The organism is Haloarcula salina (genome assembly GCF_049603855.1).
GTDB lineage: Archaea > Halobacteriota > Halobacteria > Halobacteriales > Haloarculaceae > Haloarcula > Haloarcula salina_A.
In genome coordinates this window covers 3,150,405-3,176,817 of sequence record NZ_CP187146.1, presented here as the reverse complement: position 1 = coordinate 3,176,817, position 26,413 = coordinate 3,150,405, and the positions used below count along the sequence as shown (strand labels likewise).

Genomic DNA, 26,413 nt, shown 5'->3' with positions numbered 1-26,413 from the left:
GACTCCGTCCGGACTCTCTCCCAATTTCACCGGGTGACGGGATCGGCTGACCCGGGTGTAGTCGCCTAGGTGGCGTATAGGTGGGCCGAAAACGCGGTTTCCGAGGACGGGCTCGTGTCAACTCGTTCTAGCTGGAGACGTGAACGTATGGTCCGTGCCGTCGCCCGATACGGTATCAGAATAATTATAAATTTCGTCTCCAGGGTCCCGAGGACCTTGCACCGGAACCGCCCACTCGGGGACTCACTCGATCCTGGCGTCGACGACGACGTGGGCGACGCCCTCGCTGTACTCCTTGACCCGGCGGGTGTCGAGGACCTCGACGGATCGGCCGGCATCCGCCGCCGCGGCCTCCAGTCGGTCGAGCGGGCGGTCGAACACCAGCGGGTCCGGCGTCGCCTCGTGCATGTGGAGGACGCCGCCGGGCGCGAGCGCGGCGAGCGCGCTGTCGAGGTACTCGTGCGCTTCGTAGAAGCCCATCACCACGCGGTCGGCGCGCCTCTCCTCGGCGAAGCCCTGACTCACGGGCCGCTCCGCGTCCCGTTCGTCCGTCTCGCGGCCCTTCCCTTCGGTCAGGCCCGCGCGCACAACATCCCGACAGTCGGCCCGGTACGCGTGGACGCGCTCGTCGACGCCGTTGAGCCTGACGTTCTCCACCAGAAAGCGGAACGAGGTCGGATTGCGCTCGACGGCCGTGACGCGTGCGCCGGCGCGGGCCATCGGGAGCGTGAAGTAGCCGATGCCGGCGAACATATCGAGGACGCGTTCCTCGGCCGCGACGAGTTCGCCCATTCGCTTTCGCTCGGTTTTGTTCCCCGGCGAGAACATCACCTCGGAGAGGTCCATCGCGTACCGGGTCCCGTGTTCGGTGTGGACCGTCTCGGTGTCGCCGACGCCGGCGACGACCTCGACGCTCGGCTCCCGGTGCTCGCCGGAGATGCCGTGACGGGCGAGTACCGTGTCCGCCTCGCCGTGGAGCGAGAGCAGCGCCTCGCCTACCTCCTGGGGGCGCGGGCTGTCGCCCATCTCGACGAGCACGACCGAGCCGAGCACCGCCCACGACCCCGGTGCGGCGTCGATTTCCGAGTCGGTCCAGCCGCGCTCGCGCAGGTGGTCGTCGAGCGTGCGCAGGCGGCGCTCGCCGACCTGCCGGACGACCTCGCGGACCGGCGTCTCCGCCGGCGGGGCCGTCACCGGGACGGCGACGGTCTCCGCGGTCCACTCGACGACGCTCCGGGCGTCGTCGTAGACGCCCTCCTCACGCAGTGACTCTATGGCGACCTGCGAGCGGGGCTTGGCGACGACGGCGGCGAGGTGCTGCTCGTCGGTTTCGGCGTCCGCCCCGGACAAATCGTCCTCACCCATCGTCGTCGGCGTCGCTCCCGTCGTCGGGAAGGACGTGCAGTCCGGCCTGGCTCTTCAGCACGGGAACCTCGTCGGCGTCGACGTCGAGGTAGTCCGGGCGCGGAACGGTCACGCTCTCGAACGTCTCGGGGTCGAGCACCTGCACCGCGTTCTCGTCCTCGACGGCGACGAGCGTCGTCGGCACGGCATCCTCGCGGAAGCCGAGGCGCTCGGCGTCCGGGGCGTCGCCCGCCTCGAAACTGGCCTCGTAGTCCGCGCCGGTCGCCAGCCGAACGCCCTTGAGGTTCCCCTGGACCGAGCGCACGAGCACGGGGCCGTCGCCGTCCTCCGGGTCGATGATCTCGCCCTGCCGGTAGCGGGGCAGGCGGACGGCGTAGGTCATCCGGTACAGCTCCTGGCCGTCCTCGTCCTCCGTGATGAGGCGCCGGGAGTCGGAGTACGACCCGCCGAGCTGTGCCGTGATGCGCTTTGCGATGCCCAGGCCCATCTGGTTCGTCGAGATCTTCATGTTCAGCCCGTCGTCGACCTCCTTGACCTCCGTGACGAAGGCGTTGCGGTCGCCGGTCTCCTCGCGGGCGGCGACGTACTCGCGGGCGATCTCCTCGGCGCGCTCGCGCTCCTCGTCGGTGGGGGCGCGCTCGTCGGCTCGCACCTGGACGATGCTGGCGAAGGAGCCGCCGGCGATCTTCCCACAGCGCTTGCAGGTCTGGCGGGAGATCCTGACGGGGACGGTGACCTGTTCGGTGACGGGCGTCCCGCGGATGACGCCGGAGAACTCGGCGTGCATTCGGATGTTGTTCTGGTCGACCTGCTCGGGTGCGACCTGCCAGGCGACCGACTGGGCGTCGACGTGGACGCCAAGCGCCTCGCTGACCTGCTCGACGGCGATGTCGGTGTAGTCCTCCGCCCCGATGTCGACCCAGCGGTTCCCCTTGTGGACCGCGCCACAGCGCGAGCAGACGCGGACCTGGACGGTGTCGGGGGCGTCCACGAGGTCGAACTCCTCGAAGTAACAGGCGTCACAGAGGACGCGCTCGGTGTTGCGGCCGCCGCCGGCCCCGCCGAGGTCGGGCCGCTCGTCGGCCGCCTCCGGTATCTCGTCGCCACAGCGCGGACAGAACTCTCCCGACCGGCTCATTACCAGACGTACTGTGCTGAGCCGTTTAAGCCGTGCGTTCACGCGGCGGGTGACCCGCCTCGCTCAGTCGTCACACGGCGGCGTCGCGGTCGGCGTCTCGTGCGTTCGCTCGCGGAACCGCCGGACCTCCGCGGCGAGCGTCTGGCGCTCGATCAGCGCGAAGCCGGCGACGACGACGGCGAAGCCGACCGCCGTCCACGGCGACACCGCCGCACCGAGCACCAGCCAGCCCGTGAGGGCGGCGAAGACGGGGGCGACGTACGCGACGAGGTTCGCCCGGACCGGGCCGACGCGGTCGATGAGGCCGAAGTAGATGGCGTAGGCCACCGCGGTCGACGGGATGGCGAGGGCGAGGACGCTCGCGACCGTGGCGGGTCCGACGGCGAGTGCGCTCGCCTGTGCCTCGCCAGCCGCGAGGCTGACGACGTGGAGCATCACTGCACCGACCGCCATCGCCCACGCCGTGAGAGCGACGCTCTCCATCCGGGGGCCGACGCGCCGGAGCAGGACGCTCCCGACTGCGACCGCCGCGGCCGCGCCGAGGACGAGCAGCTGTCCGACCGCGCTCGCGTCGGCGAGCGTCGCCGGCGACGGCCTGACGATGAGGACGACCCCAGCTAACGCGATGCCGATGCCGAGCGCGCCGACCGACGAGAGCCGGTCGCCGAGCAGCCACCACGCGAAGATCGGGGCCAGGATGGGGTTCAGGCCGTACATGACCGACGCCACCGCCGGCGTGGTCGTCCCCTGGCCCAGGAACAGGAAGCCGTTGTTGAACGCGATGAGGAACGCCGCCGCGGACGCGATGCCGAGCAGGTCCCCGCGGGTGCGCGGGAGCCACGCCGACCGCGGCCGACTGACGGCGACGTAGGCGAGCAGCGCGAGCGCCGCGATATCGAACCGGAGGCCGGCGAACAGCACCGGCGGCAGTTCGCGCAGTCCGGTCTTGATCGAGACGAACGACGCGCCGAACAGCGCCGCGAGCAGGACGAACAGCGCGGCGTCGCGGTAGCGAGCGTAGACGGCGAACCGGCTCGTGAGCGCGGCGCGAGTGGCAGACCAGTTCAGCGGAACCACCCGCTGGCGTGAGTAGTAGTCATTACTGACGGTAGGCGGTGGACCGTGAAGAGGGCTGTGCGAGTCGTGCTGTCACGCGCCCAGACGGCGCGTTCGCGGGCTGTACTGGCCGTGACCGAAATCGACCGACGCGCCGGCGACGGCCACCGGCCCTCGGAGGCGAAGCGCCGCCGGCAATCGTGTGTCTCGATCCCACGATGGCGAGGTTTTAGAGTGTCGCCCGACTACGTCCGGGTATGGAGTGGCAAACAGACTGGGGGCTCCGCGGCCGGATGGCCCTGACGATGTTCCTGCTGTTCGCGCTGTACATCGTCTTCCTCGGAGCGCTCACGCTGTATTTCACCAATCTCGCGGCGATCGTCGTCATCATGGGACTGTTCCTCGGAGCGCAGTTCTTCTTCAGCGACAAGCTCGCCCTGTACTCGATGGGTGCCAGAGAGGTCGACCCGGAGGAGTACCCCGAACTCCACCGGACCATCGACCGGCTCTCTCAGCAGGCCGACCTGCCGAAACCGAAGGTCGCCGTGGCCGACAGCCGCGTGCCGAACGCCTTCGCGACCGGCCGGTCGAAGAAGAGCTCGGCCGTCTGCGTGACGACGGGCATCATGAACACGCTCGACCAGGAGGAACTGGAGGGCGTGCTGGCCCACGAACTCGCCCACATCAAGAACCGCGACGTGATGGTGATGACCATCGCGTCGTTCCTCTCGACCATCGCCTTCCTCATCGTCCGCTGGGGCTGGCTGTTCAGCGGCGGCCGAGAGCGCGGCGGGCAGCAGGTCCCGGTCATCGTCGCTATCCTCGTCTCGCTCGTGGTCTGGATCGTCTCCTTCCTGCTCATCCGGGCGCTCAGCCGCTACCGCGAGTACGCCGCCGACCGCGGCGGCGCGATGATCACGGGCAAGCCCTCGGCGCTCGCGAACGCGCTGATGAAGATCGACGGCCGGATGGACAAGGTCCCGAAAGAGGACATGCGCGACCAGGCGGAGATGAACGCCTTCTTCATCATCCCCATCAAGGTCGGCTGGATCGGTCGCCTGTTCAGCACGCACCCCTCGACGGAGAAGCGCATCGACCGCCTGCAGGACCTCGAACGCGAACTCGAAGGCCGATAACGTCGGTCGAGTCTCTGATTTGCTGGCGGTCGTCTATGCGATAGTATGGATTCTCATCGTGCCGCAATACAGAGCCGGAAAGCCCCCGTGCTCTCGGCTCCCGCGGCTTGCTGCGCTCCGGTAGGTGCTTGCGACGCCGGTTCGCCGAGAAAACGGCCCCTTTCAGTCCCACCTGTGACCGGCGGGTCAATCCGGGGTGGGAGGGACTGAAAGGGGCGAGACGCTGGGCGTACGAGACGACGCAAGCACTGGAGCGAATGAACTGAGCGAAGCGCGCAGCGAGTCACAGGAGCCCAGCGTCTCGGGGCTTTCTGGCTATGAGAATACTCGGTACCGCACTCACGCATTCCAACTAGCCGAGACGCAAACCACCTTGGTCCCCGGCCCGTAGGGGCTCGCATATGGGACTGCTCGACGGACTCAAGAGCGTCCTCGGGGTGAAAGCCGAGGCCGACGCGACGCGGGACGCGGATCCCGACGACCTGTTCGGAATGAGTACCGCCTACATCACGATGGAGGCCGACCTGGGATACGAACCGACCGGCGAGGCGGCGCTGTGCTTCGCCGACGTGGACAGCACGGACTTCCAGGACGCGATGGACGAGGTGGAGTCGATCCTCGACGCCGGTCGGGTCGAGACGGGCACGCGAGCGACGTTCGAGACCGACGACCACGGCTATCAGTGGGTCGTCCTCCACGACGACGACTTCGAGGACCTCCTCACGTCGATCCACTTCGCCGCCGACACGCTCGTCGAGCGCCGCTACGGGTCGCGCCTGCTCGCGGCGCTGTTCGCCTTCGAGGACGCCCGCTCGGACCAGGTCGTCTACTGGGTCTACTCCTTCCGCCGCGGCGCGTACTACCCGTTCGCGCCGGCCCCCCACGACGACCACGAGCGAAACACCTCCGCCGAGTTCAAACTCGACAGCAACCTCGGCGACGAACTCACCGTCGAGTCGGACAAGGAGTACTGGTACCCCCTGTGGCCCGACCGCCCCGGCTACCATCCCTGGGAGTGAGACGACTACCCGGCTGCTGGTGTCAACGCCGCCAACCATCTCCGGCCTGACGCTCACCGCATTTTCGGAGCCGATTGGCCGACCCTTCCCATCTAAAGCTCCCGATTCCGCTTCGACAGACACCCGCCACGTCCGGCAGTTTCACTTTCACTCTACTGTTAACGAGGCTTTATACCCCCGGACGCACAAGCCACATCCATGTCCGCAAGTGAGGACCTCGAGGAGCTGCCGGGCGTCGGTCCGGCCACAGCAGAGAAACTCAAAGAGAACGGCTTCGACTCCTACCAGGGCATCGCCGTCGCCTCCCCCGGCGAACTGTCCAACACGGCCGACATCGGCGAGTCGTCGGCCGCCGACATCATCAACGCCGCCCGCGAGGCCGCCGACATCGGCGGCTTCGAGACCGGTTCGGCGGTCCTGGAACGCCGCGAGCAGATCGGTAAGCTCTCCTGGGGCGTCAGCGAGATCGACGACCTGCTCGGCGGCGGCGTCGAGACCCAGTCCATCACCGAGGTGTACGGCGAGTTCGGGGCCGGCAAGTCCCAGGTAACCCACCAGCTCGCCGTCAACGTCCAGCTCCCCGCCGAGCACGGCGGCCTGGAGGGCAGCGCCATCTTCGTCGACTCCGAGGACACCTTCCGTCCCGAGCGAATCGAGCAGATGGTCGAGGGACTCGAAGACGAGGTCATCGCCGACACGATGGTCCTCCACGGGATCGTCGAGGAGGAGGAAGACGCCGACCCGACCGACGAGGCGCTGCTCGCCACGCTCGTCGAATCCGTGCTGGAGAAGATCCACGTCGCCAAGGCGTTCAACTCCAACCACCAGATCCTGCTGGCCGAGAAGGCCCAGGAGATCGCAAGCGAGAGCCAGGACGAGGAGTTCCCGGTCCGCCTGCTCGCGGTCGACTCGCTGACCGCCCACTTCCGCGCCGAGTACGTCGGCCGCGGCGAACTGGCCGAGCGCCAGCAGAAGCTCAACAAGCACCTCCACGACCTGATGCGCGTCGGCGACCTCAACAACACCGCCGTCGTCGTCACGAACCAGGTCGCCTCCAACCCCGATTCCTTCTTCGGCGACCCGACCCAGCCAATCGGCGGGAACATCCTCGGTCACACCTCGACGTTCCGCATCTACCTCCGCAAGTCCAAGGGCAACAAGCGCATCGTCAAGCTCGTCGACGCGCCGAACCTCCCGGACGGCGAGGGCGTCATGCGCGTCGAAGGCGACGGTCTGATGGACGAGTAACCGCTGTTAGACCTACCGGACGCTTTTAACGGTCTCGGATCCTATTATCGGTCGTGACTGACGATCTCCCGGTTCGAACGCGCCTCGCTGAGGCGGTTTTCGACGAACACCCCGACCAGATCGCAGTCATCGACACGGACGGCGTCATTCAGGCGACGAACCGCGCGTGGGAGACGTTCGGCGTCGAGAACGGCGCACAGGTCGGGTCCGACATGGTCGGCGAGAACTATCTCGCAGTCTGTCGGACTGGCGACGACGAGATCGGCACCAGAGCCGCCGACGGCATCGAAGCCGTCATCGGGGGCGAGCAGTCGACGTTCTCCCTCGAATACCCCTGCCACGCTCCGGACGAGAAACGCTGGTTCACGATGCGCGTCCGGCAGTTCGAGTTCGACGGCGACCCGCTGGTGCTCGTCGTCCACGCCGACATCACCGACCGATACCTGGCCGAGCAGGCGGTCGCGGAGCGAAACGACTTGCTGGAACTCGTCACCGGCATCCTCAGCCACGACCTCCGCAATCCGTTGTCAGTGGCGCTGGCGCGCAACGAGATGCTCGAAGACGCCGAGGACGGGCACGTCAGCGCGGTCGAACGGTCGCTCGAACGCATGAACGACATCATCGACGACGCGCTGTTCATCGCTCGGGAGGCCGAGGTAGCGGACCTCGAAACGGTCGCCCTCGGTGACGCCGCCCGCGAGGCCTGGTCGCACGTGCGGACCGACAACGGGGTCCTCAACGCACCGACGGACGCGACGATTTCGGCCGATAGGACGCTCTTGCTGCAACTCTTCGAGAACCTGTTCCGCAACAGCATCGAACACGGAACGACGGACGACGCGGACGGCGATGGCGCGGCGACCGTCACGCTGACCGTCGCGGTCCACGACGACGGCTTCACCGTCGCCGACGACGGACCGGGAATCCCCCCGGACCAGCGCGAGCAGGTCTTCGAAGCCGGGTTCACGACCGACAGCGGGGGATCCGGGCTGGGACTGCTCATCGTTCGCGAGATCGCCACCGCCCACGGATGGGAGATCGACGTGACCGACGCCCCCGACGGCGGCGCGATGTTCGTCGTCTCCGGCGTGACCGTCAACGACTGACGACGCGCTCACTGCCTGCTTTTGCACGCCGGCGAGTCACCTCTCTGTGGCCCGGGCTGTGGGGGCTGGTCACGCGGCCCGAACCCCTTCGTTTCACCTCGAACCCGCCGCCGTCTGCCGTCTTGCGAGTGTCTGACGGGGCGGAGTGAAAGTGAACTCACGTGCGACAAACCGCCCGACGGCGGTCTATCTCCTGTCGAAACGGTGGGGTGACGGCGAAAAACCGACGGGTGGAGAGCGGATACGTCGAGGCGTCGAGGGCTAGTGTGTCACCTGGAAATATCGTCCGGGCACCACGTCTGTGTCGAGAACCCGCTGTCGACGCGAGCGGTCGCGGGCCGCTCAGTCGCCGGCGGACTTCATGCCGGTATCTTCGAGGTCGGCGCCGCCGACCGACGAGCGCAGCGCGTCCATCCCGTCGTCGCGGTCGACGCCGAAGTTGTCGGCGTACAGGTCCTGGACGCGTTCGTACTCCTCGTCGCTGAGCGGCGGCGTGTCGGGCGCGCCGGCCCACTCGTCGATGTCGGCGGTCGTTCGGAACGTCGGCGTGACAGAGGGGACCTCGTCGTGCGCGAGGAGCCACTGGATGGCGGCCTGGCCCATCGTCCGCGCGCCGTCCCGCTCTAGGAAGCGGATTTCTTCAACCTTCTCCCAGCCCGTTTCGTACCACTCGGTCGGCCGGTGGGCCCGGTGGTCGCCCTCGCCGAGTTCGGTGTCGGGGGTGACCTGCTCGTTCAGCAGGCCCGAGGAGTGGGGGACGCGGGCGATGATCGACGTGTCGGCGTCGCGCTCGCGGATGGTGTCGACGAAGTGCTGGCCGGGAGTCTGCTCGAAGAGGTTGAACACGGTCTGGAGCGCGTCGAACTCCTCGGCGACCGCGGCGTCGCCCTCGGCGAGCCAGCCGATGGAGGGGCCGAGCGCCCAGCCGATGGCCTCGACCTTGCCTTCCTCGCGGAGTTGGTCGAGGGCCTCCAGCACGTCCTCGTCGACCTCGTCCACGTTGGCGTTGTGGAGCATCAGCAGTTCGACGTGGTCCATGTCGAGGCGGTCGAGCGAGCGGTCGAGCGCGGTGTGGATCCACTCGGGCGTGATCTTCTTGGGGAGTTCGCCGTGGCCGGCCTGTGGGTTGTTGTAGAAGTCGTAGCCGATCTTCGTCGAGACCGTCACCTCGTCGCGGTGCTCGGCGAGCGCCTCACCGATGATCTCCTCGCTGTCGCCGTGGCCGTACACGTCGCCGGTGTCGAAGAAGGTCACGCCCTCGTCGAGCGCGTGCTGGACCATCTCGACCGCGTCCTCGCGGGTGCGGTCGCCCCACCAGTCGGTGCCGACGACCCACGCGCCGAAGCCGACTTCCGAGACCTCGACGCCGGAGTTCCCGAGCGTATCGTACTTCATACACCGCCGTTGTGGCCACGGAAACTTATCCGTCGCGGTTCCCGGGGCGCTCGCGACGCACCCGGAGGTCGGGCACCGCGACCGATTCGAGCAGGTCGACGCGACCGTACTCCCGGCGGACCCACCAGTACAGCGCGGCTCCGCCGACGAGCAGGAGCGGGAGCGCGACGAGGCCGCCCTCCGGGCCGAAGTTCCCGCCGGTCAGCAGTCTGGGCCCGGTCTGTTCCGTCGAGAGGAGCCTGACGCCCATGCGGATGCCGCTGACCGGGAGGCCGAACAGGGCGAGGGTGTAGTTCCAGGCGACGTGGAAGCCGCTGGCGACCCCGAGCCGTCCGGTCAGGACGTAACACGCCCCGAGCAGGAGGCCGTACAGCGTGATGTTGGTCACGCTGAGCAGCGACGCGCTCGGGTTCGTCCAGTGCAGCACGCCGAAGAGGGCCCCGGTCAGTCCCACTGCGACGAGGACGGCGCGTCGCTGGCCGACCCAGCCGGCGAGCCCCTCGGCCGCGTTCGTCAGGAGGTAGCCACGGACGAGGACCTCCTCGGCGGTCGCCTGCACCAGGAAGAACGCGCCGAGGACCAGCAGGGCCGCGACCGGGCTGAAGGCGGTCAGCGGGAGCGTCCCGCTGGGGGTCGTGGCGAGGGCGACGCTGACGCTGGCCGCGCCAGCGGCCACCTCGACGAGCAGGATCAGCGTCGGCAGGCCGGCACCCAGTGCCAGGCCGAAGGCGGCGTCGCGCCACCACTGCCGGTCGAAGCCCAGCCCGTAGTCGGCGAGCGTCCGGCGGTCGAGCAGGTAGCCGACGCCGACCGCCAGGACGGTCGCCCCGGCGAGGAGTCCGATCTGTCGGCCCACCACGGCGACGGCCGCGTCGCTCCCAAGGGGTGGCCAGACGGCAGCCAGCGCCCAGACGAACCCGGAGAGGAGCACGACGCCGAACCCGGCGACGGCCGTCCAGACGGTGACGCGCCACGGCGCTCGCAGTCGGCGCTCGTCGGGGTTGACCATGTAGCGCCGTACCTCGATGAGGAAGTCCGACCTGCCCATGCCGTGGTCTGGGACGGCGGCGGCTTATACTGTTGGCTGCCCGAAGGCGTGCCAGTCGGTGTCGTATCGCCGGCGCTACCGGGTTTCGAACACGTAACGGAAACCCCTATCTGCCCGCGAGGCCACGTACCCGATATGACGAAGCGCCACGTGTCGCTGCCACCGCTCGCCGAAGAGGGGCTTCGGGCGTTCATCGACGAGGTCGACGAGCGCCTCTCCGGTGACGAGGACACCTGCGACGTGGTCACCGACGTGCTCATCGACCTGCACGGTGACCGAGACGCCTACGAGCGCTGGCAGGACGGCGCGGACATCTCGCCAGCCGAGCGGGTCCGACTCCAGGGATACGACCCCTGTAACACCACGCTCGAGAGCGAGTACTACGCCGAGAAAGACGAGGAACGCTTCAAGCGCTCGAAGCACCTCCAGTGGCTCTGGCGGCAGTTCGACGCGACGCCGATGGCCGACAACGTCGAGTTCGCCGTGCGGTTCCGGCGGATGCTCGCCGACCACCTCTTCGACTCCTGTGGCGAGGGCTGTCGCTTTTTCAAGGGCATCTCCTTCACCTACGGCCACAACATCGAAATCGGCGACAACGTCGTCGTCCACGACGACGTGCACCTGGACGACCGCGGAAAGCTCACCATCGGCGACCGCGTCTCTATCTCCGACGACACGCACATCTACAGCCACGACCACGACGCCGTCGACCAGACCCACGTCGACAACTACCACACCATCGTCGAGGACGACGTGCGCCTGACCTACGACTCGATGGTCCGGGCAGGCGTGAAGGTCGGCGAGAACGCCATCCTCGCGGCGAAATCCGTCGCCGGCAAGGACATCCCCGCCCACCACATCGCCGCCGGCACGCCGGCGAAGTCCCTCGCGGTCAAGGATGGCTGGGAGTCCGTCGCCGACCCCCTCGACGGCGCGAACGTCGACCGCCGGGCCGAGCGGAAACTCGACTACGACCTCCCCGACGGCATCGACCCGTTCGACGAGTTCCAGCGCGACCTCTCGCCACCGGACCGGTAACCGACCCCGCCGGACCGCGGATTCGGGCCGCCCTCCCGACCGCGACTGCAGTATCAGTCCTGATTCTCCGCCCAGTACAGGGAAGTACCTGGTTCGGAAAGGGTGGGCCATGGACGTGTGGATCTGGCTCGCCGTCTACCTCGTCGTCCTCGCCGCGCTCCAGGTGGGGCTGTACCGGTACTTCAGGGGACGGTCCCCCGCGCCGGACCCGACCCCGCAGGGCACATCGAACGCCCGGTCGGGCTACGGAGGCCCGTCGCCGGCACGCTCCGGGATTCCCTGCGGGGAGTGCGGGACCGTCAACGACGCACATTCGTCGGTCCGGTACTGTCGGTCCTGCGTCGCCGACCTGCGGTAACGGCGGCGCGTCGCCAGCCCTTTCTCCGCGGGAATCTACTCTCGGCCATGCGCGGCATCGCCATCAACGTCGGCGCCAACACCAACGAACCGGGCTTTCGTGGCCCGCTGTTCCCCGACGGCACCTTCGAGTACATTCCGATTCCCGAGTCGAAACCCACGAGCGCCCCCGTCCCGACGTACGGCGACCTCGACCTCGCGACCGACGTGTCGGCGGTGGCGGACCGCCCCGTCCACTTCGATCCGGAGTTCCCGGAGGCCGGCGGCGAGCGCTACACGTACGGCGACGACCACGGCGTGAAGGCCGGCCCGCTCTCTGCGCTCTCGGCCGGCGACTACCTCTTCTTCTACGCGACGCTCACGACCGCCGGCGACGCGCCGGCCTGGGCCCCACCGGAGTGGGGCGCGTACGTCGTCGGTCACTTCCGCCTCGCTCGCGACCCGGTGACCGGCGAGGAGTATCGGTCGCTTCCCGACGCCGAACGGGCGCGGTTCGCCTCGAACGCCCACGTCAAGCGCGACCCCTTCGACGCGCGCGTTCTCGTGCTCGGAAGCGACGAGGACTCGCGGCTGTACGACACGGTCGTCCCGCTGTCGGAACCGAGCGGGGGCACGGACGCCAACGCGCTCGTCACCGACCTGTCCTCGGATTCGGGGAAGGGTCCGTGGTGGCGGCGACCGATGGGGTTCGACGAGACCGGGACACGGCGACTCCTCGATCTCGCCGACGCTGAACCGGACGCCGTCGAGGCGTGAGCGGGCCGAATGAGTTATCACCGCTGAAAACAGAAGGTGAAAGCATATGTCCAGACGGACACAGGTGGCTGATATGCGTCTCTCTAGCGGGGTTCCCGGCTTCGACGATCTCATCGAGGGAGGACTTCTCCCGAACCGCCTCTACGTCATCAGCGGGCCGCCCGGCAGCGGCAAGACGACCTTCTGCTCGCAGTTCATCACGCAGGGCGTCAAGGAGGGCGAGACCTGCCTCTACGTGACGATGCACGAGACGAAGTCCGAACTCATGCAGGACATGGCGGGCTACGACTTCGGGTTCGACCGGGCGATGCAGTCCGACGCCATCCAGTTTCTGAACCTCGTCACCGAGAGCGGTAAACGCACCATCACGCAGTTCGGCAGCGAGGGCGGCCTGACGAATCGGCTCGTGGCGTACATCCGCCAGAACGACATCCAGCGGGTGGTCATCGACTCGACGATGCTCCTCCAGCACTTCATGAACAACGTCGACGACGAGATCACGGGCTTTCTCTCCGCGCTGAAACAGACCGACGCGACGACCCTGCTCATCTCCGAGATGACCGACCCGTCGTCGTACAGCGACGAGCACTACCTGGCCCACGGCGTCGTCTTCTTCCACAACTTCCTGGAGGGCGGAACCATGACCCGCGGCGTCCAGGTCATCAAGATGCGGGGCACCGCCATCGACTGTGACATCCGCGAAATCTCCTTCTCGGACAGCGGATTGCAGGTCCACGCCGACCGCAAAGTGGAGACATGAGTCTCTACGAGCGCGAGTTCGACACCGGGTGGGACGACCTCGACAAAGACGAGGCGACCGACCGGGCCTACGCCATCGGCGTCGCCGAGCGCCTCGGGGAGTTCAACCGCGAGGAACTGGAGGCTATCTACGCCGAGATGAACTCCGCGTACCACAAGAGCATGGTCGAACTCGCCTACGACGAGGGGAGAAACGAGGCCAAGCGGGCGGCGGAGACGACCAGCGCCGACCGTGAGGCCCTCTGGAACGACCTGGTCACCGGCGAGACGGTCTACATCGACGAGGACGACGTGCCGACGGGCGGCCGCGACGGCCTGCCGTCGGCCCTCGAGAAGTCCGAACTGCTCGATCGGCAGTCCGTCGACAGCACCGAGGCCGTCGACCGGCCGGACTTTTTAGAGCGATAATCGCGACGGGGGTCGAGGTGTGACCGCGCGAGAGCGACGGCTGCGTCGCTCAGTGGTGTGGAAAAACGAATGGAGACGGTGTGACCCGTCCAGAGCTGGGGCCGCGCGGAGGCGCGACCGAGGATGACTGTGACGGCGCGAGGCCGGCAGTCGAACCGCCGTTGGAACCCACGGAGGCCGTCGAGAGCGCGTGGCAGGGCACGCTCTCGACACGTCGTGGCCGGTGTCTCAGAACGAGACTTCTTCCGGCCCGTCTTCGCCCATGCAGATGGGGTCGCGGTCGGAGTAGCCCTTGCGGCCGATTGCCTTGCTCGAAACGCCCGAGAACGCCGCGAACTCGGCGTCTTCGGCGCTCTCGAAGGTCTCCGGGGCCGAGCGGCTGAGCGCCTCGCCCAGGCTCTCGGTGCCGTTCGGGAGCTCCAGTTCGATGTCGCCGTCCTGGTCGATGATCTCGTCGGCCGAGACCGGGTAGTCGTACGATTGGAACGCGTCGGTTGCGTCGGTCAGCATTCGCATATGAGTGGGAATGTAACGGTCGATAATAAACCCTAACTATTTATGATTATAATGAACCCTAGTGCGTATAAGGAACGAGGGGTGCATGTGGACACGTGACGTGGGCGCGGCCGAAACGCCTTCTGTCTGGGCGGTCAGGTCACGGTATGGTCGTCGCTGATCTCCACGTACACACCACGCGGTCGGACGGGACGCTGACGCTCGATACCCTGCCCGACGCCGCGAAGCGGGCAGGCGTCGAGGCCGTTGCCCTCACCGACCACGACCGTCTCCAGCCGGGGCTTGACGGCCCGGTCAGCCGCCGGGACGGCGTGACCGTCGTCCACGGCGTCGAGCTTCGAGTGGACGCCGGCGACCAGCGCCTCGACCTGCTCGGCTACGGCGTGGACCCCACCGACGAACTCCGGGACGTCTGCGAGCGCATCCAGCGGAACCGTCGCGAGCGCGGCGCGCGCATCATCGACAACGTCGAGGACCGTCTCGGCGTGTCGCTGCCGGTCGAACCACGCGACGGCCTCGGCCGACCCCACATCGCCCGCGCCATCGCCGAGGTGTCAGAGTACGGCTACCAGGAGGCCTTCGACGACCTCATCGGTGCGGACTGTCCCTGTTACGTCCCCAGGGAGGTCCCCACCTTCGAACGCGGGGCGGGCGTCCTCGCCGACGCCTGCGGGCTCGTCGGCCTCGCACACCCGTTTCGCTACCCCGACACCGAGGCCGCGCTCGCCCGCTGTGACGCCCTCGGCGCCGTCGAACGGTGGTATCCCTACGGCCACACGGTCGACACCGGACTGCTCGACGACGCCATCGAGCGGTACGACCTCGTCCCGACAGGCGGGAGCGACGCCCACGGCGAGACCGTCGGCGACACCGGCCTCGACGCGGACGCCTGGGCGCGGGTCCAGCGAGCCCTCGACGTCTGACGACTGGCAGACGGAACCCGAGGGTTCAATGTCACGCGGCCCCTCAGTTCAGATATGCAGTGTCACTACTGCGACCGTGAGGCCGACGTCGCCGTCGAGAGCGACGGCGTCAAAGTCGGAGTGTGTAAGACCCACTTCCGCGAGCAGATGGCGGAACTCGAAGACGCCGACTGGCTCGACGACCTCGAAGAGGAACTCGACATCGATCGGCGAGAGTGACCTCTCCTTTTCCGACGCGCGACTGATCCCGACCAACGATTAACAACGCCGGCGGCGTACGTGTCCGCTATGGAGAAAGTTACCATCGACGCCGTCGAGTCGCGCATGGGGCCGGCGTCGGTCAAGCGCGCGCTGACCGGCCCGCTCGACGCAGACGGTGTCGCGCTGAACCACTACGAACTCGAGCCCGGCGAACGCTTCGGGTTCGGCTACCACCGCCACCCGAACCAGGCGGAGGTGTTCGTCGTTCAGGCCGGCACGGCGACCTTCGAGACGGAGGACGGCGACGTGCGCGTCGAGGCCGGTGAGGCGATCCGGTTCGCGCCGGGCGAGTGGCAGCTAGGGCGCAACGACGGCGACGAGCGCGTCGTCGCGCTCGCAATCGGCGTCCCGAGAGAGATGAGTGACACCGAGATGCTCCGTCGCTGTGAGGCCTGTGGCGGGCGCACGCACAACCGCGTCGAGATGGCGGACGACCGCGAGGCGCTGCTGACGCGCTGTACGGAGTGTGGCGCAGAGACTGGGCGGTTCACCTGAACGCGACGCGTCGAACGGACTTCTCGCGGCGGGTCAGCGGCGCCGACCGTCTCAGTCGTCGGCCGCGGCCGAGGCGGTCCCGCTGTCCTCGGCTTGCCGGCGGACGAACTCGGTGAAGTTGTCGAACAGCTGCTTGGCCTCGCAGGCGGCGCGGTAGTTCTCCTCGGTGATGCCGTCGAGCACCGCCTCGATGCGCTCCTCGGAGAGCTGGTCGTCCTTGCCCTTCGTCACCGTCTCGGCCGTCTCGGGGTCGTACTCGGGGTGGAACTGCACGGAGAAGACGTTCCCCTTGCGGAAGCCGTGGACGCCGTAGTCGTTCGCGGCGAACTGCGTCGCGCCCGGCGGCAGTTCGGCGACCCGGTCCGAGTGGGTCGTGAAGACCGTGAACGACTCGCTGACCCCCGTCAGCAGGTCGCTCTCGCCGTCGTGTTCGACGGTCCGGTAGCCGATCTCGTACTCGTCCATCGGCTCGACGGTCCCGCCCAGCGCGTGGGCCAGCAGCTGGTGTCCGAAACAGACGCCCAGGAACGGGAGTCCGCGGTCGGCGGCGTCGCCAACCCAGGATTCGAGGTCGCGAATCCACGGCTCGTCCCAGTAGACCGAGGCCCGCGACCCCGTGACCAGACAGCCGTCGAACGCGAAGGTCTCGGGCAGTTCGCGCTCGGTCACGTCGTACTCCACGAGGTCGGCGTCGAGTTCCCGCCGGAAGTTCCGGCGGTTGTCCTCGCCGTCGTGGGCGGCGTTCAACAGGGCGATTCGCGGACTCATTACCTGTGCCCAAACACTCGACACCTAAAAACGTGCGTCTCGCCGGCAGTACCTGCCGGCCGCTGTGACGCCGGGCGTGGCGCTGGTGCCCGTCGACTGGTCTCGACCGTTTCCGATCACGACGCGCCGCTCTCGACTCGCTGCCGCCGAACGACGGCCGCACCGCTCTCACCACGCGAATCCGTAGAACAACGCCTCGCCCGCTCGCCGACTACTGTCGATACCGGTCTATCGTCGGTCCGATTCGGGGTTGTTGGTGCGGCGGTAGGAGCCGACCATCTTCCACAGCGTGTCGTTGATCTCGCCGTCGGCCGTTTCGCTCTCGAGCTGCCGGTACAGGTTTTCCGAGACTTCGATACGGGGCATCGAGTGAGTATACCGGCCGCGGGTAAATAAATCTCTGCTGACACGGAATCGAGTAAAGACTTCGAAGACGGCCGTTAGGGGCCGTATAACCATCGTGCACCGTACGAGACGAACCACGCCATCCAGACACAGAAGATCACGAGCCACGTCCCGTACTGGACCGTCGGGTCGGGGACGGCGACGTACGCGACCGCAAGCAGCGCGACGACGGCGGCCGCGGCCGCGGCGTCCCGACGATCCAGTGCGGGCGGCGACACCATGCCGGGCTACTGCGAGATACCGTAGGTGTCGCCGGTCCAGTCGTAGACGCCGGTGTCGTAGACCGCCTTCTCGCGCTCGATGGCGTCGATGCGCTCGCGGTCGGCGTCGTCCATGTCCCAGTCGAACAGGTCGAGGTTCTGGCGGACGTGCTCGGGCGAGGAGGACTTCGGCAGGACGACGACGCCGTTCTCGACGGCCCACTTGAGGACGACCTGGGCCGGCGACCGGTCGTATTTCTCGGCGACGTCCTGGACCGTCTCGTCGCCGAAGACCTCGGTTCGCGCGAGCGGCGCGGCCGCCTCGACGACGGTGTCGGTGTCGCGGCAGTACTCGACCACCTGGTCCTGGGTGTTCCAGGGGTGGTACTCGATCTGGTTGACCGCGATGGGCACGTCGGCGACGTGCTGGGCGGCCCCGAGCTGGTACGCGCTGAAGTTCGAGACGCCGACGTTGCGGATCTTGCCCTGGTCGTGGAGCGTGGCCATCGCGTCCATCGTCTCCCGGATGGAGACCGCGGGGTTGGGCCAGTGGACGAGATAGAGGTCGAGGTAGTCGGTCCCGAGACGCGACAGCGAGGCCTCACAGGACTCGATGACGGACTCGTAGTCGAGGTGTTTCGGCAGTACCTTCGAGGTGAGGAACACGTCCTCGCGGTCGTAGTCGGCGAGCGCCTCGCCGATCTCGTCTTCGTTCTTGTAGCCCTCGGCCGTGTCCACGTGGCCGTAGCCGGCGTCGAGGCCGGCCCGGACGGAGGATTTGACGGTGTCGCCCGCGATGTCCCACGTCCCGACGCCGGCCATCGGCAGTTCGTCACCGCTCGGCAGTGTCACTGTTGGGGGTGTCACATTCGTGCCTCACTCGCCGCCGCAAAAACCGTTTCGCGCCGCGCTCGTCGGGCCGGTCGGAATCGCGCCCCGGCGCTTGCGTCCGGTTACTCCGAGCCGGCCACGTCGACCGGCTCGCCGCGCTCGGCGCTCCGGGCCAGCGCGTCGATGGCGCGCATGTTGCCAAGCGTCTCCTCGCGGCCGAGCGGCGGACTCGCTCCGCTCTCGACGGCGTCGGCGAACGCCTGGACCTGCAGTTCGTAGTGGTCGACGGGGTCGAACGTCTCGGTGACTTCCCGGCCGTCCACGCTGTAGGTCAGCGACACCGACTGGTCGTGTTCCGGACCGAAGCAGTTCGGCGCTTCGAGCCAGCCGTCGTCGGTCTCGACGCGGTAGTAGTCCCGGTCCGGGCCGTCGAAGCCACAGGAAACCGACGCGACCCGCCCGTCGTCGTAGGACAGCACGCCCGCGAGGTTCGTGTCGACGCCCGAGTCCCAGGAGTCTCGTGTGTGCGCGAACGCGCGGTCCGGCTCGCCGAGGAAGCCCCGCGCCGCGCTGACGGCGTAACAGCCCACGTCCATCAGGCTCCCGCCGGCGAGATCGGGGTCCAGCCGGATGTTCTCGGGGTTGTCGAGCGGGAACTTGAACGAGGCGTCGACGGTGTGGATCTCGCCCAGTTCCTCGTTGACGATTTCCCGCGCGCGCTCCGTGCGCGGGTGGAACTGGTACATGAACGCCTCCATCACTTCGACGCCCTGGTCGGCGCAGTACTCGAAGAGGTCCGCCGCTTCGGCGGTGTCGACCGTCAGCGGCTTCTCACAGAGGACGTGGAGCCCGTGGTCGGCCGCCGTCTTGCTCCACTCGGCGTGGAGGCCGTTGGGGAGGGGGTTGTAGACGGCGTCGATGTCCGCCTCGGCGAACATCGTCTCGTAGTCGCCGTAGGCGGACTCGATGCCGAGGTCGTCTGCGACCTGGCGCGCGCGGTCGGCGTCGCGCGAACTGATCGCCGCCACCGTGTGGTCTGACTTCTGGATACCGGGAATCACGTCTTCGCGTCCGATCTTGGCCGTCGAGATAACTCCGAAGCGCATACGGTTTATCCGCTCGCGCCCGGGATAAAACCGTATCGTCGAGAACGGTCGAACGGCTGACGAGAACGTGGATCTTCGCGGCCACTGGCGGCGGTTTCGGTGGTCAGTACGGCTGGCTCCGGTCGGTCGGTCGGCTCTGTGGGGAGCCGCTGGACAGGTCGGCGACGCACTGCCGGCAGAACTGGTAGTCCCGCTCGTTCGTCGCGCCGCAGTGCGGGCAACTGATGGCTTCGGTGTCGTCGTCGGTGGCCGTCCCCCGGCGCGTCTCCCCGTCGCTGCTGGCGCTGGTCCCGGCCGGGTCGCCGCGGTGGCGGTAGGCGTACAGCATGGTCAGGACGTGGAGGCCGACGAGGAGCGCGATCGCGCCGTAGAGCCACTCGCTCACCATCATATATGTACGTACGGTGACGTGCTACTTGAGGGTTGTGCTGAGTTAGCATGACTCAGATATACCGGCGGTTTCAGACTCGCTCTGACGGGATTGGGAGCCGACTCGGTCCGATCGAGTGGTCGGCCCAGTGTTGAAATAGGAGCACGCGGCCAGACCCGCCATGTCAGTGCACGTACTCGGAGGGCCCTGATGGGCCGCCGTACGCTCGTCGCCGTCGCCCGCGCCGACGGTCGCTACGACTGCCGATACGCCCACTGGGGGGTCGACGCCGACCCGGTCGCGCAGTCCCGCCCGCTGGGAGAGGGCTGGACAGCCGCGGCGGTCCTCGAACCGCTCGACGCGACGTACGAGCGGCTGGTGGTCCGCGACGAGAGGGTGCTGACCTACGCGGTCTGCTGGCTCGACCCCGCACTCTCGGACCCCGACGACATCGCGCTCGCCCGAAGCGACGACCTCGCGGCGCTCCGGGACTGGTGGGTCGACCGCCGGGACGCGGCCGCCCGCGCCGTCGACGCTGGACGGACTCCTGACCGCGTCCGCACCGACCTGCTCGCGGGGCTTCGGACGCGGGCGGCGGCCGTCCACCTGCCCGACGACGCGTCCTTTTTACGCGGGGGTCGCTAACCGCCACACGTGACCGCGGTCGAGACGCTGACGTACCCTGATCCCGCCGCCGCCGCCGACCTCGCGTCGCGCAACGCCGAGCGGGGCGCGCTGGTGACGCTCTTTGGCACCTGCACGGTCGAGTACGAGGGCCGAGCGGTCAGTTCGCTAGGTCCGGGCGACCGGCACGTGATGCTCAAGCCCGACGGAGCCGCGCTGGTCCACACTGACGAAGGTCAACAGCCGGTGAACTGGCAGCCGCCGGGCTGTGAGCACAGCGTCGTCGTCGACGACGACTCGCTCGTCGTCCGTTCCACGCGGTCGACGCCCGAGGAATCGCTCGAGGTGGTCTTCGAGACGGTCGCCCACGCCGCGGCCTTCGACGTGAGCGACTCCGCGGACCTCGCGCTCACCGGGACCGAGGCCGACCTGAAAGAGCGCATCCTCGAAACCCCGGCGCTCGTCGAGGAGGGGTTCACGCCGCTGGCGACCGAGCGCGAGACGGCCGCCGGCGCGGTCGACGTCTACGGCGAGGACAGCGAGGGGCGGACGGTCGTCGTCGAACTCAAGCGCCGACGTGTCGGTCCGGACGCGGTCGGCCAACTGGGCCGCTACGTCGAGGCGCTCGAACGCGACTTACACGCCGACAGCGAGGTCCGCGGCGTCCTCGTCGCGCCGTCGGTGACCGACCGGGCGCGCCAGTTGCTCGCCCGGAAAGGACTGGAGTTCGTCGCCGTCGAACCGCCCTGACTCACCGCCCCACGAGTGCCGTTCGTCCGCGGTCCACCGGCTGACAGCCGTCAGTCCACCGTGACGGTCCTGTCGGTGTGAACGACCACGCGGTGGCCGCAGTAGTCGAACGCGACGTACCCGTCGGTGTTCGAATCGACGATACACGCCGTCAGCGCGTCCGGGTTGATGCTGTGTGCCAGCGGCGGGAGCGACCCGGTGGGCCGCCCCTCCGCGGCCGCTACCGCCTGGACGACCGCAGTGACGACTGACTGGTCGCCCGCGTGCGTCTCCGTGACGGATCGGGTACTGTTGGACACTGTTTGCGGTCCCTCGTGTTCCCTTCTCGGACGATTCCGATGACCTCTGTGGCTAGTGTATTTAATAATTTTTCGTGACTCATGCTAGGCTATTTTCTGCGATTGAGACGTACTGTGTGGTATGCCCTCACAGAACGGTGGCGAGCGGACGGTGACCCGCGTCGAGTTCGACCTCTCGTCCGGGGAGTACCCCTTCGTGACGCTCTCCGAGCGCGAGTCCTGTTCCGTGCTGCTGGAGAAGTGCCTCCCGCAAACGGACGGCGTGTACGCGGAGTTCTTCTCTATCGACGGCGCGCGGCCCGACCGACTCACGGACCTGGTCGAGGCCGACGACCGCCGAGCGGCGCGAGTGCTGGGCCGGACCGACGACGGCGGACTGGTCGAGGTAGACGTCCAGGACCACTGTCCGATTGTCTCGCTCGCCGACGCCGACGCGGTGCCACAGGCCGCCCGGAGCGTCGACGGCCGGGGAACCATCGTGGCAGACGTGCCGCGACAGACGGAGACCGCGGCTGTCATCGAGTCCTTTCTGGACGACCACCCCAGCGCCGACCTCAGGGCGAAACGGCAGTGCGACTCGGTCGTGCCGCTGTTCGGGTTCCAGAACTACGCCGCCCTCACCGAGTCGCTGACCGACCGACAGCAGGAGGTGCTCGACGCCGCCCACGAGGCGGGCTACTACCACTGGCCGCGCGAGGCGACGGCCGCGGACCTCGCGGAGTCGCTCGACGTCTCGGAGCCGACGCTCCACAAGCACCTGCGGGCGGCCGAACGGAAACTCGTCGCGGCGCTGTTCACCTGCCCGCACGAGGACTCGCTCGGCGAGGACGGGGCCGGCCGCTGACCGACTCAGTCGTCGACCCGGTCCTGTAGGTCCGCGAGCGCGTTCATCGCCTCGATGGGCGTCATCGTCGCCACGTCCAGTTCGGCGAGGTGCTCGCGGACCGACTCGGGAACCTCGCCGCCGGCCCCGTTCGCTCGGACCGTCTCGGCTGACTGGCCGTTCGTCGCTGCGACTGGCGCCGTCGCACTCCCCGCGGAATCGGTCGATTCGGCCGCCCTGTCCGTCTCGCCGGGCGCATCAGCCGAGTCCGCCTCTGCTCCGTGAGCGTCCTCCGCCCCGGTCGGTCCTTCCGTCTCGGCGTCGGTCAGGAGCGCCCGCGACCGCTCGACGACGGCCTCGGGCACGCCCGCCATGTCGGCGACCTCGACGCCGTAGGAGGCCGCCGCCGGGCCGGGTACGAGTTCGTGGTCGAACGCCACGTCGCCGTCCTCGCGGCTGGTTTCGAAGTGGCGGTTCGTCGCGCCGGGCAGGTCGGCGGCGACGGCGGTCAGGTCGTGGTGGTGGGTCGCGAACAGCGTGTACGCGCCGACCTCGTCGTGGAGATACTCGGTCACGGCGCGGGCGATGGCCAGTCCGTCGGCCGTCGACGTGCCGCGGCCCACCTCGTCGAGCAGGACGAGCGAGTCGGCCGTCGCTTCGTCGAGAATCGTCGCCAGTTCGGTCATCTCGATCATGAACGTCGAGCGGCCGCCGGCGATGTCGTCGCTGGCTCCAACGCGGGTGAACACCCGGTCCAGTATCGGGAGGTCGGCCGCCGCCGCGGGGACGAAGCTCCCGGCCTGTGCGAGCAGGCACAGGAGGGCGACCTGGCGCATGTACGTCGACTTCCCGCTCATGTTCGGGCCGGTGACGACGGCGAAGAAGGGGTCTTGCTCTCCCTCCGCAACCGGTCCGCTCCCGAGGTGCGTGTCGTTCGGCACGAAGGCGTCCTGGGTCCGCTCGACGACGGGGTGGCGGCCGGCGGTGACGTCGATGCCGTCGCTCCCGACGGTCGGCCGGCAGTAGTCGTACTGCGCCGCGACGGCGGCGAACGAGACCAGCACGTCGAGGCGGGCGAGGCGGTCCGCGAGCGCCTGCACGCGCTCGGCCTCCTCGGCCACCTCGTCCCGGACCGCACAGAACAGGTCGTACTCCAGGTCGTCGGCCTCGCTCTCGGCGCGCAGGATCTCCTCCTCTCGCTCCTTGAGTTCGGGCGTGTAGTAGCGCTCGCTGTTCTTCAGCGTCTGGCGGCGCTGGTAGTCGTCGGGCACGGCGTCGAGATTCGCGTTGGTCACCTCGATGTAGTACCCGTGGACGGCGGTGTGGCCGACCTTCAGCGAGTCGATGCCGGTCCGCTCGCGCTCGCTCGCCTCCAGGTCGTCGATCCATGCCTTGCCCGACTGCTCCGTCGACCGGAGGTCGTCGAGTTCCGCGTCGTACCCCTCGCGGATGACGCCGCCCTCGGTCACCTCCTGTGGCGGATCCGGCCGAATCGCGGCCTCGATCTCCTCGCGAACTTCCGTGAGCGGGTCGAGCGTCGCGTGCAGGTCCGCGAGCAGGCGCGCGTCGGCGTCGGCCAGCGCGTCCCGGACCTCCGGCACCACGGCGAGCGTCGACGCCAGCGACCGGAGGTCCCGCGCGTTCGCCCGGCCCCGCGAGACGCGCGAGACGAGCCGTTCGAGGTCGTACACCTCCGACAGCAGGGCAGATAGCTCTTCTCGGCGCGCGGGGTCACGCTGGAGTTCCGCGACCGCGCCGTGTCGCGCCTCGATGCGGTCGGCGTCGAGCAGCGGGCGGCGGAGCCAGTCGGTCAGCTTCCGCCGCCCCAGCGCACAGGCCGTCTCGTCGACGGTGTCGACGAGCGTGCGGTTCTCGTGGCCCCGCACCGACCGGCGCTCGAACAGTTCGAGGCTCTCGACGGCCACCGCGTCGAGCAGCATGTACTCCCGCGGGTCGTAGCGCGTGAGGTGATTGAGGTAGTCGAGCGTCCCCGCGGGGTCCACGTCGGGGTCGACCGGCTCGCCGTCGGGGCCGACCGCCCCCGCGCTGCCGCGCGTGTACTCGGCGTAGGCCAGCAGCGCGCCGCAGGCCCGGACTTCCGCGTCGCCGGCGAGCAGGCGCTCGGGCGGCCCGAAGTACCGTTCGACGCGCTCGTCGGCCCGCTCGCGGTCGAAGGCCGATTCCTCGTAGCGCGTCACCAGACAGGCCGGCCCGAAGACGGCGTCGCGGTCCACGTCGACGCCGGGGCCGACGATGGCCTCGGCTGGGGCGAACCGGCTGAGTTCGTCCGCGACGGCGGTCTCGGAGGCGACGCTCGTGGCGTAGCAGTCGCCGGTCGACACGTCCAGCAGCGCCAGCCCGTAGCGCTCGCCGGCGGCGAGTGCGGCGACGTAGTTGTTGTCCGCCCCACCGAGCAGTTCGCTCTCGGTGAGCGTCCCCGGCGTGACGATGCGCGTCACCGCCCGCTCGACGACGCCGCTGACCTCGTCGGGGTCCTCGACCTGGTCGGCGATGGCGACCCGGTAGCCCGCGTCCAGCAGCGTCTCGACGTACGACTCGGCGTTGTCGATGGGGATGCCCGCCATCGGGTACTCGCCGGTCGAGTCCTCGCGCTTGGTCAGCGTAATCTCACACAGTCGGGCGACGCGCTCTGCGGCCCCGCAGAACGCCTCGTAGAAGTCCCCGACCTGAAAGAGGACCAGCGCCTCGTCGTACTGTCGACACAGCTCGTAATACTGCGCCATCATCGGTGTCAGCTCGCCCTCCAGCTCGGCCATCTTCGCTGGCGGGCCAAGCGCAGCGTCCATAGCCGTGGCCAGCACCTCGGCCCTCATAGGCGCTCCGCTCCTCGTGGTGTTTCGGGCTGTTGACTCTCGAAACGATCGACCGAGGCAATCGCTGGCCCGTCTGGCCCTCGCCGCGGAGTATTTCGGCGTGCGCCGCGTAGCTTCCGCATGACCGAAACCACAGACGCTCGCCCCCGAACTGTCGAGACGCGGGCCGACCTCGACGACGTGCTCGCGGCCGAAGCGCGCGTGCTGGTGATGATCCGAACCGCCGGCTGTGCCATCTGCCAGTCGATGGAGCCGATTCTGGACCTCGCGGCCCGGGCCACCGACGCCACCGTCGTGGTGTTCAATCCCAAAGACGACCTCGACGCCGTCGCCGACTTCGAGGTCCGGAGCGTCCCCACCTTCCTGCTGTTCGAGGACGGCGACCTGGTTGCCCGCCGCGCCGACGGCTTCGTCCCGACAGAGGACCTGGTCGCGTTCATCGAGAACGGGTCGTAGGCCGGCCGCTCGGCGCATTCTGCCGTGGCATGACCTGTCGGCCCGAGACAACGCTTTTGTCGCCGGTCGGCGAATCCCCACGGTGATGGCCCTCCAGATTAGCGCCGCCCTCAGCGAGGCGGCCCACAGACTCCTCAGTCGTACCGGCGCGATACTGCTCGGGGCGTTCCTCGTCCTGATGCTCGGCTTCCAGGCGATGTTCAACACCATGGTCGCCGTGGTCCTCACGGACATGGGCTACGAGGAGGTCCGCACGGCGCTCCCGCTCGTCCTCGACCTCCCGCTCGCGGTTGCGGGGGCCGGGATCACCCTCGGTATCCTCCTCTCGGCGTACCTCTCGATCGTCGCCTTCCGGACGTTCATCGCCGGCGCGCGCGACAGCTTCCCCACCGGCGCGTTCACCCGCAACATTCCGCTGGCGCTGGTGAACCTCGCCGTCGGCGGCTTCGTCTACAGCTTGCTCGTGTTCGTCGGCTCGCTGCTGTTGCTGATCCCCGGTATCTTCGCGTACGTCGTGTTCATCTTCATGGCCCCGTACATCGTCGAGGAAGACCGGAACTTCGTCAGCGCGCTCAAGGCGAGCTACCGGCTCACCGAGGGCGAGCGCCTGGCGCTGTTCGGTCTGATACTCATCGTGGTCGCCGGTGCGGGACTGGTGGGCGGCGTCATCGGCTTCGTCGGCGGGCTCGCGCTCTCCCCGGCGTCCTCCCAGTTGCTGAACGTCGTCATTCAGGTCCCGGTGTCGCTGTACGTGACCGCGGTCATGGCGGTCGCGTTCCAGCAACTCCGCGACGACGAGGGCGCGTCGCCGTCGTCACCGAGCGGCGTCGACGCGCCGTCCACGACGGCCTGAGAACGCGGTTCGGTCGGTCGGCGACGCCGGCTCCCCGGACCGTGACCGTCTTGTCGCTTCAGTCACCTAC

At 68.4% G+C, this 26,413-nt stretch carries 31 protein-coding genes; 17 read left to right on the top strand and 14 right to left on the bottom strand.

Translation table 11 applies throughout. From position 1 onward, the window contains the following. Positions 1 to 243 precede the first annotated feature (243 nt). From ACOZ4I_RS16220 to ACOZ4I_RS16210, 3 genes are all read right to left on the bottom strand, one after another. Entirely contained in the window at positions 244 to 1,365 is a 1,122-nt protein-coding gene (locus tag ACOZ4I_RS16220) for a class I SAM-dependent methyltransferase (protein WP_424001382.1), read from the bottom strand. Continuing rightward, the gene (locus ACOZ4I_RS16215) at positions 1,358 to 2,503 is read right to left on the bottom strand and encodes a 60S ribosomal export protein NMD3 (protein ID WP_424001380.1); all 1,146 of its coding nucleotides are present in this window, start codon (positions 2,501 to 2,503) and stop codon (positions 1,358 to 1,360) included. Before ACOZ4I_RS16215 ends, ACOZ4I_RS16220 begins: the two co-directional genes overlap by 8 nt. 63 nt (positions 2,504 to 2,566) lie before the next feature. Further along, the gene (locus ACOZ4I_RS16210) at positions 2,567 to 3,580 is read right to left on the bottom strand and encodes a DMT family transporter (protein ID WP_424001378.1); all 1,014 of its coding nucleotides are present in this window, start codon (positions 3,578 to 3,580) and stop codon (positions 2,567 to 2,569) included. 236 nt (positions 3,581 to 3,816) lie between these two features. Between ACOZ4I_RS16210 and htpX the strand changes: the two genes are divergently transcribed. The 4 genes from htpX to ACOZ4I_RS16190 all read left to right on the top strand — a co-directional run bounded on the left by htpX (position 3,817) and on the right by ACOZ4I_RS16190 (position 8,068). After that, positions 3,817 to 4,695: a zinc metalloprotease HtpX gene (htpX, locus tag ACOZ4I_RS16205; RefSeq protein ID WP_424001376.1), complete on the top strand. Its 879-nt coding sequence runs from the start codon at positions 3,817 to 3,819 to the stop codon at positions 4,693 to 4,695. Between the two features lie 401 nt (positions 4,696 to 5,096). Then, the gene (gene pspAB / locus ACOZ4I_RS16200) at positions 5,097 to 5,714 is read left to right on the top strand and encodes a PspA-associated protein PspAB (RefSeq protein ID WP_424001374.1); all 618 of its coding nucleotides are present in this window, start codon (positions 5,097 to 5,099) and stop codon (positions 5,712 to 5,714) included. A 198-nt stretch (positions 5,715 to 5,912) separates the two neighbouring features. Continuing rightward, positions 5,913 to 6,962, top strand: coding sequence for a DNA repair and recombination protein RadA (radA, locus tag ACOZ4I_RS16195; protein ID WP_424001372.1), 1,050 nt, complete (start codon positions 5,913 to 5,915; stop codon positions 6,960 to 6,962). 53 nt (positions 6,963 to 7,015) lie between these two features. Then, positions 7,016 to 8,068, top strand: a complete 1,053-nt coding sequence (locus ACOZ4I_RS16190; protein ID WP_424001370.1) for an ATP-binding protein — start codon at positions 7,016 to 7,018, stop codon at positions 8,066 to 8,068. Positions 8,069 to 8,410: 342 nt separating this feature from the next. Here ACOZ4I_RS16190 and ACOZ4I_RS16185 read toward each other — a convergent pair whose 3' ends face one another. Together ACOZ4I_RS16185 and ACOZ4I_RS16180 are read right to left on the bottom strand one after the other, a co-directional pair. Further along, positions 8,411 to 9,463, bottom strand: a complete 1,053-nt coding sequence (locus ACOZ4I_RS16185) for an aldo/keto reductase (RefSeq protein ID WP_424001368.1) — start codon at positions 9,461 to 9,463, stop codon at positions 8,411 to 8,413. 25 nt (positions 9,464 to 9,488) lie between these two features. Then, positions 9,489 to 10,511 (bottom strand): lysostaphin resistance A-like protein, encoded by a 1,023-nt coding sequence (locus ACOZ4I_RS16180; RefSeq protein WP_424001366.1) that lies wholly within the window; start codon positions 10,509 to 10,511, stop codon positions 9,489 to 9,491. 135 nt (positions 10,512 to 10,646) lie between these two features. Between ACOZ4I_RS16180 and ACOZ4I_RS16175 the strand changes: the two genes are divergently transcribed. The 5 genes from ACOZ4I_RS16175 (at position 10,647) to ACOZ4I_RS16155 (ending at position 13,829) form a co-directional block, all read left to right on the top strand. Then, positions 10,647 to 11,549 carry an acyltransferase gene (locus ACOZ4I_RS16175; protein ID WP_424001364.1) on the top strand — a complete coding sequence of 301 codons (903 nt, stop codon included), beginning with the start codon at positions 10,647 to 10,649 and terminating at the stop codon, positions 11,547 to 11,549. A 109-nt stretch (positions 11,550 to 11,658) separates the two neighbouring features. Next, a complete protein-coding gene (locus ACOZ4I_RS16170; protein ID WP_424001362.1) occupies positions 11,659 to 11,907 on the top strand; it encodes a DUF7577 domain-containing protein in 249 nt (82 codons plus the stop codon). 47 nt (positions 11,908 to 11,954) lie between these two features. Beyond that, entirely contained in the window at positions 11,955 to 12,662 is a 708-nt protein-coding gene (locus tag ACOZ4I_RS16165; RefSeq protein WP_424001360.1) for a hypothetical protein, read from the top strand. A gap of 73 nt (positions 12,663 to 12,735) precedes the next feature. Next, positions 12,736 to 13,422 (top strand): RAD55 family ATPase, encoded by a 687-nt coding sequence (locus ACOZ4I_RS16160; RefSeq protein WP_424001358.1) that lies wholly within the window; start codon positions 12,736 to 12,738, stop codon positions 13,420 to 13,422. After that, entirely contained in the window at positions 13,419 to 13,829 is a 411-nt protein-coding gene (locus tag ACOZ4I_RS16155; protein ID WP_424001356.1) for a hypothetical protein, read from the top strand. Before ACOZ4I_RS16160 ends, ACOZ4I_RS16155 begins: the two co-directional genes overlap by 4 nt. 228 nt (positions 13,830 to 14,057) lie before the next feature. On the opposite strand, the gene ACOZ4I_RS16150 is transcribed toward ACOZ4I_RS16155, so the two are convergent. After that, positions 14,058 to 14,345, bottom strand: a complete 288-nt coding sequence (locus ACOZ4I_RS16150; RefSeq protein ID WP_424001354.1) for a DUF5789 family protein — start codon at positions 14,343 to 14,345, stop codon at positions 14,058 to 14,060. A 146-nt stretch (positions 14,346 to 14,491) separates the two neighbouring features. Between ACOZ4I_RS16150 and ACOZ4I_RS16145 the strand changes: the two genes are divergently transcribed. From ACOZ4I_RS16145 to ACOZ4I_RS16135, 3 genes are all read left to right on the top strand, one after another. Then, positions 14,492 to 15,268 (top strand): PHP domain-containing protein, encoded by a 777-nt coding sequence (locus tag ACOZ4I_RS16145; RefSeq protein WP_424001352.1) that lies wholly within the window; start codon positions 14,492 to 14,494, stop codon positions 15,266 to 15,268. Between the two features lie 54 nt (positions 15,269 to 15,322). Next, positions 15,323 to 15,487 (top strand): DUF6757 family protein, encoded by a 165-nt coding sequence (locus ACOZ4I_RS16140; RefSeq protein ID WP_174242959.1) that lies wholly within the window; start codon positions 15,323 to 15,325, stop codon positions 15,485 to 15,487. A gap of 69 nt (positions 15,488 to 15,556) precedes the next feature. Then, a complete protein-coding gene (locus ACOZ4I_RS16135) occupies positions 15,557 to 16,024 on the top strand; it encodes a cupin domain-containing protein (RefSeq protein ID WP_424001350.1) in 468 nt (155 codons plus the stop codon). Between the two features lie 51 nt (positions 16,025 to 16,075). On the opposite strand, the gene ACOZ4I_RS16130 is transcribed toward ACOZ4I_RS16135, so the two are convergent. From ACOZ4I_RS16130 to ACOZ4I_RS16105, 6 genes are all read right to left on the bottom strand, one after another. After that, entirely contained in the window at positions 16,076 to 16,792 is a 717-nt protein-coding gene (locus tag ACOZ4I_RS16130) for a type 1 glutamine amidotransferase (protein ID WP_424001348.1), read from the bottom strand. 228 nt (positions 16,793 to 17,020) lie between these two features. Next, positions 17,021 to 17,158 (bottom strand): hypothetical protein, encoded by a 138-nt coding sequence (locus ACOZ4I_RS16125; RefSeq protein ID WP_424001346.1) that lies wholly within the window; start codon positions 17,156 to 17,158, stop codon positions 17,021 to 17,023. A gap of 74 nt (positions 17,159 to 17,232) precedes the next feature. Continuing rightward, positions 17,233 to 17,418, bottom strand: coding sequence for a hypothetical protein (locus ACOZ4I_RS16120; RefSeq protein WP_424001344.1), 186 nt, complete (start codon positions 17,416 to 17,418; stop codon positions 17,233 to 17,235). A 6-nt stretch (positions 17,419 to 17,424) separates the two neighbouring features. Then, positions 17,425 to 18,219 (bottom strand): aldo/keto reductase, encoded by a 795-nt coding sequence (locus tag ACOZ4I_RS16115; protein ID WP_424004823.1) that lies wholly within the window; start codon positions 18,217 to 18,219, stop codon positions 17,425 to 17,427. Between the two features lie 131 nt (positions 18,220 to 18,350). After that, entirely contained in the window at positions 18,351 to 19,334 is a 984-nt protein-coding gene (locus tag ACOZ4I_RS16110) for a Gfo/Idh/MocA family protein (RefSeq protein ID WP_424001342.1), read from the bottom strand. A gap of 103 nt (positions 19,335 to 19,437) precedes the next feature. Next, the gene (locus tag ACOZ4I_RS16105; RefSeq protein ID WP_424001340.1) at positions 19,438 to 19,725 is read right to left on the bottom strand and encodes a DUF7577 domain-containing protein; all 288 of its coding nucleotides are present in this window, start codon (positions 19,723 to 19,725) and stop codon (positions 19,438 to 19,440) included. A 189-nt stretch (positions 19,726 to 19,914) separates the two neighbouring features. Here ACOZ4I_RS16105 and ACOZ4I_RS16100 point away from each other — a divergent pair, with 189 nt between their 5' ends. Continuing rightward, positions 19,915 to 20,349, top strand: a complete 435-nt coding sequence (locus tag ACOZ4I_RS16100; RefSeq protein WP_424001338.1) for a DUF6735 family protein — start codon at positions 19,915 to 19,917, stop codon at positions 20,347 to 20,349. 9 nt (positions 20,350 to 20,358) lie between these two features. Next, complete coding sequence (gene nucS, locus ACOZ4I_RS16095; RefSeq protein WP_424001336.1) at positions 20,359 to 21,078, top strand: endonuclease NucS; 720 nt, start codon at positions 20,359 to 20,361, stop codon at positions 21,076 to 21,078. Between the two features lie 50 nt (positions 21,079 to 21,128). Here nucS and ACOZ4I_RS16090 read toward each other — a convergent pair whose 3' ends face one another. Beyond that, positions 21,129 to 21,377: a HalOD1 output domain-containing protein gene (locus tag ACOZ4I_RS16090; protein ID WP_424001334.1), complete on the bottom strand. Its 249-nt coding sequence runs from the start codon at positions 21,375 to 21,377 to the stop codon at positions 21,129 to 21,131. A gap of 121 nt (positions 21,378 to 21,498) precedes the next feature. Between ACOZ4I_RS16090 and ACOZ4I_RS16085 the strand changes: the two genes are divergently transcribed. Next, positions 21,499 to 22,221, top strand: a complete 723-nt coding sequence (locus ACOZ4I_RS16085; RefSeq protein WP_424001332.1) for a bacterio-opsin activator domain-containing protein — start codon at positions 21,499 to 21,501, stop codon at positions 22,219 to 22,221. 5 nt (positions 22,222 to 22,226) lie between these two features. Here the strand turns inward: ACOZ4I_RS16085 and mutS are convergent, their stop codons facing one another. After that, positions 22,227 to 25,007 (bottom strand): DNA mismatch repair protein MutS, encoded by a 2,781-nt coding sequence (gene mutS / locus ACOZ4I_RS16080; protein WP_424001330.1) that lies wholly within the window; start codon positions 25,005 to 25,007, stop codon positions 22,227 to 22,229. Between the two features lie 147 nt (positions 25,008 to 25,154). Between mutS and ACOZ4I_RS16075 the strand changes: the two genes are divergently transcribed. After that, positions 25,155 to 25,490, top strand: a complete 336-nt coding sequence (locus tag ACOZ4I_RS16075) for a thioredoxin family protein (protein ID WP_424001328.1) — start codon at positions 25,155 to 25,157, stop codon at positions 25,488 to 25,490. 85 nt (positions 25,491 to 25,575) lie between these two features. Beyond that, a complete protein-coding gene (locus ACOZ4I_RS16070; protein WP_424001327.1) occupies positions 25,576 to 26,343 on the top strand; it encodes a hypothetical protein in 768 nt (255 codons plus the stop codon). The last annotated feature ends 70 nt before the right edge of the window (positions 26,344 to 26,413 follow it).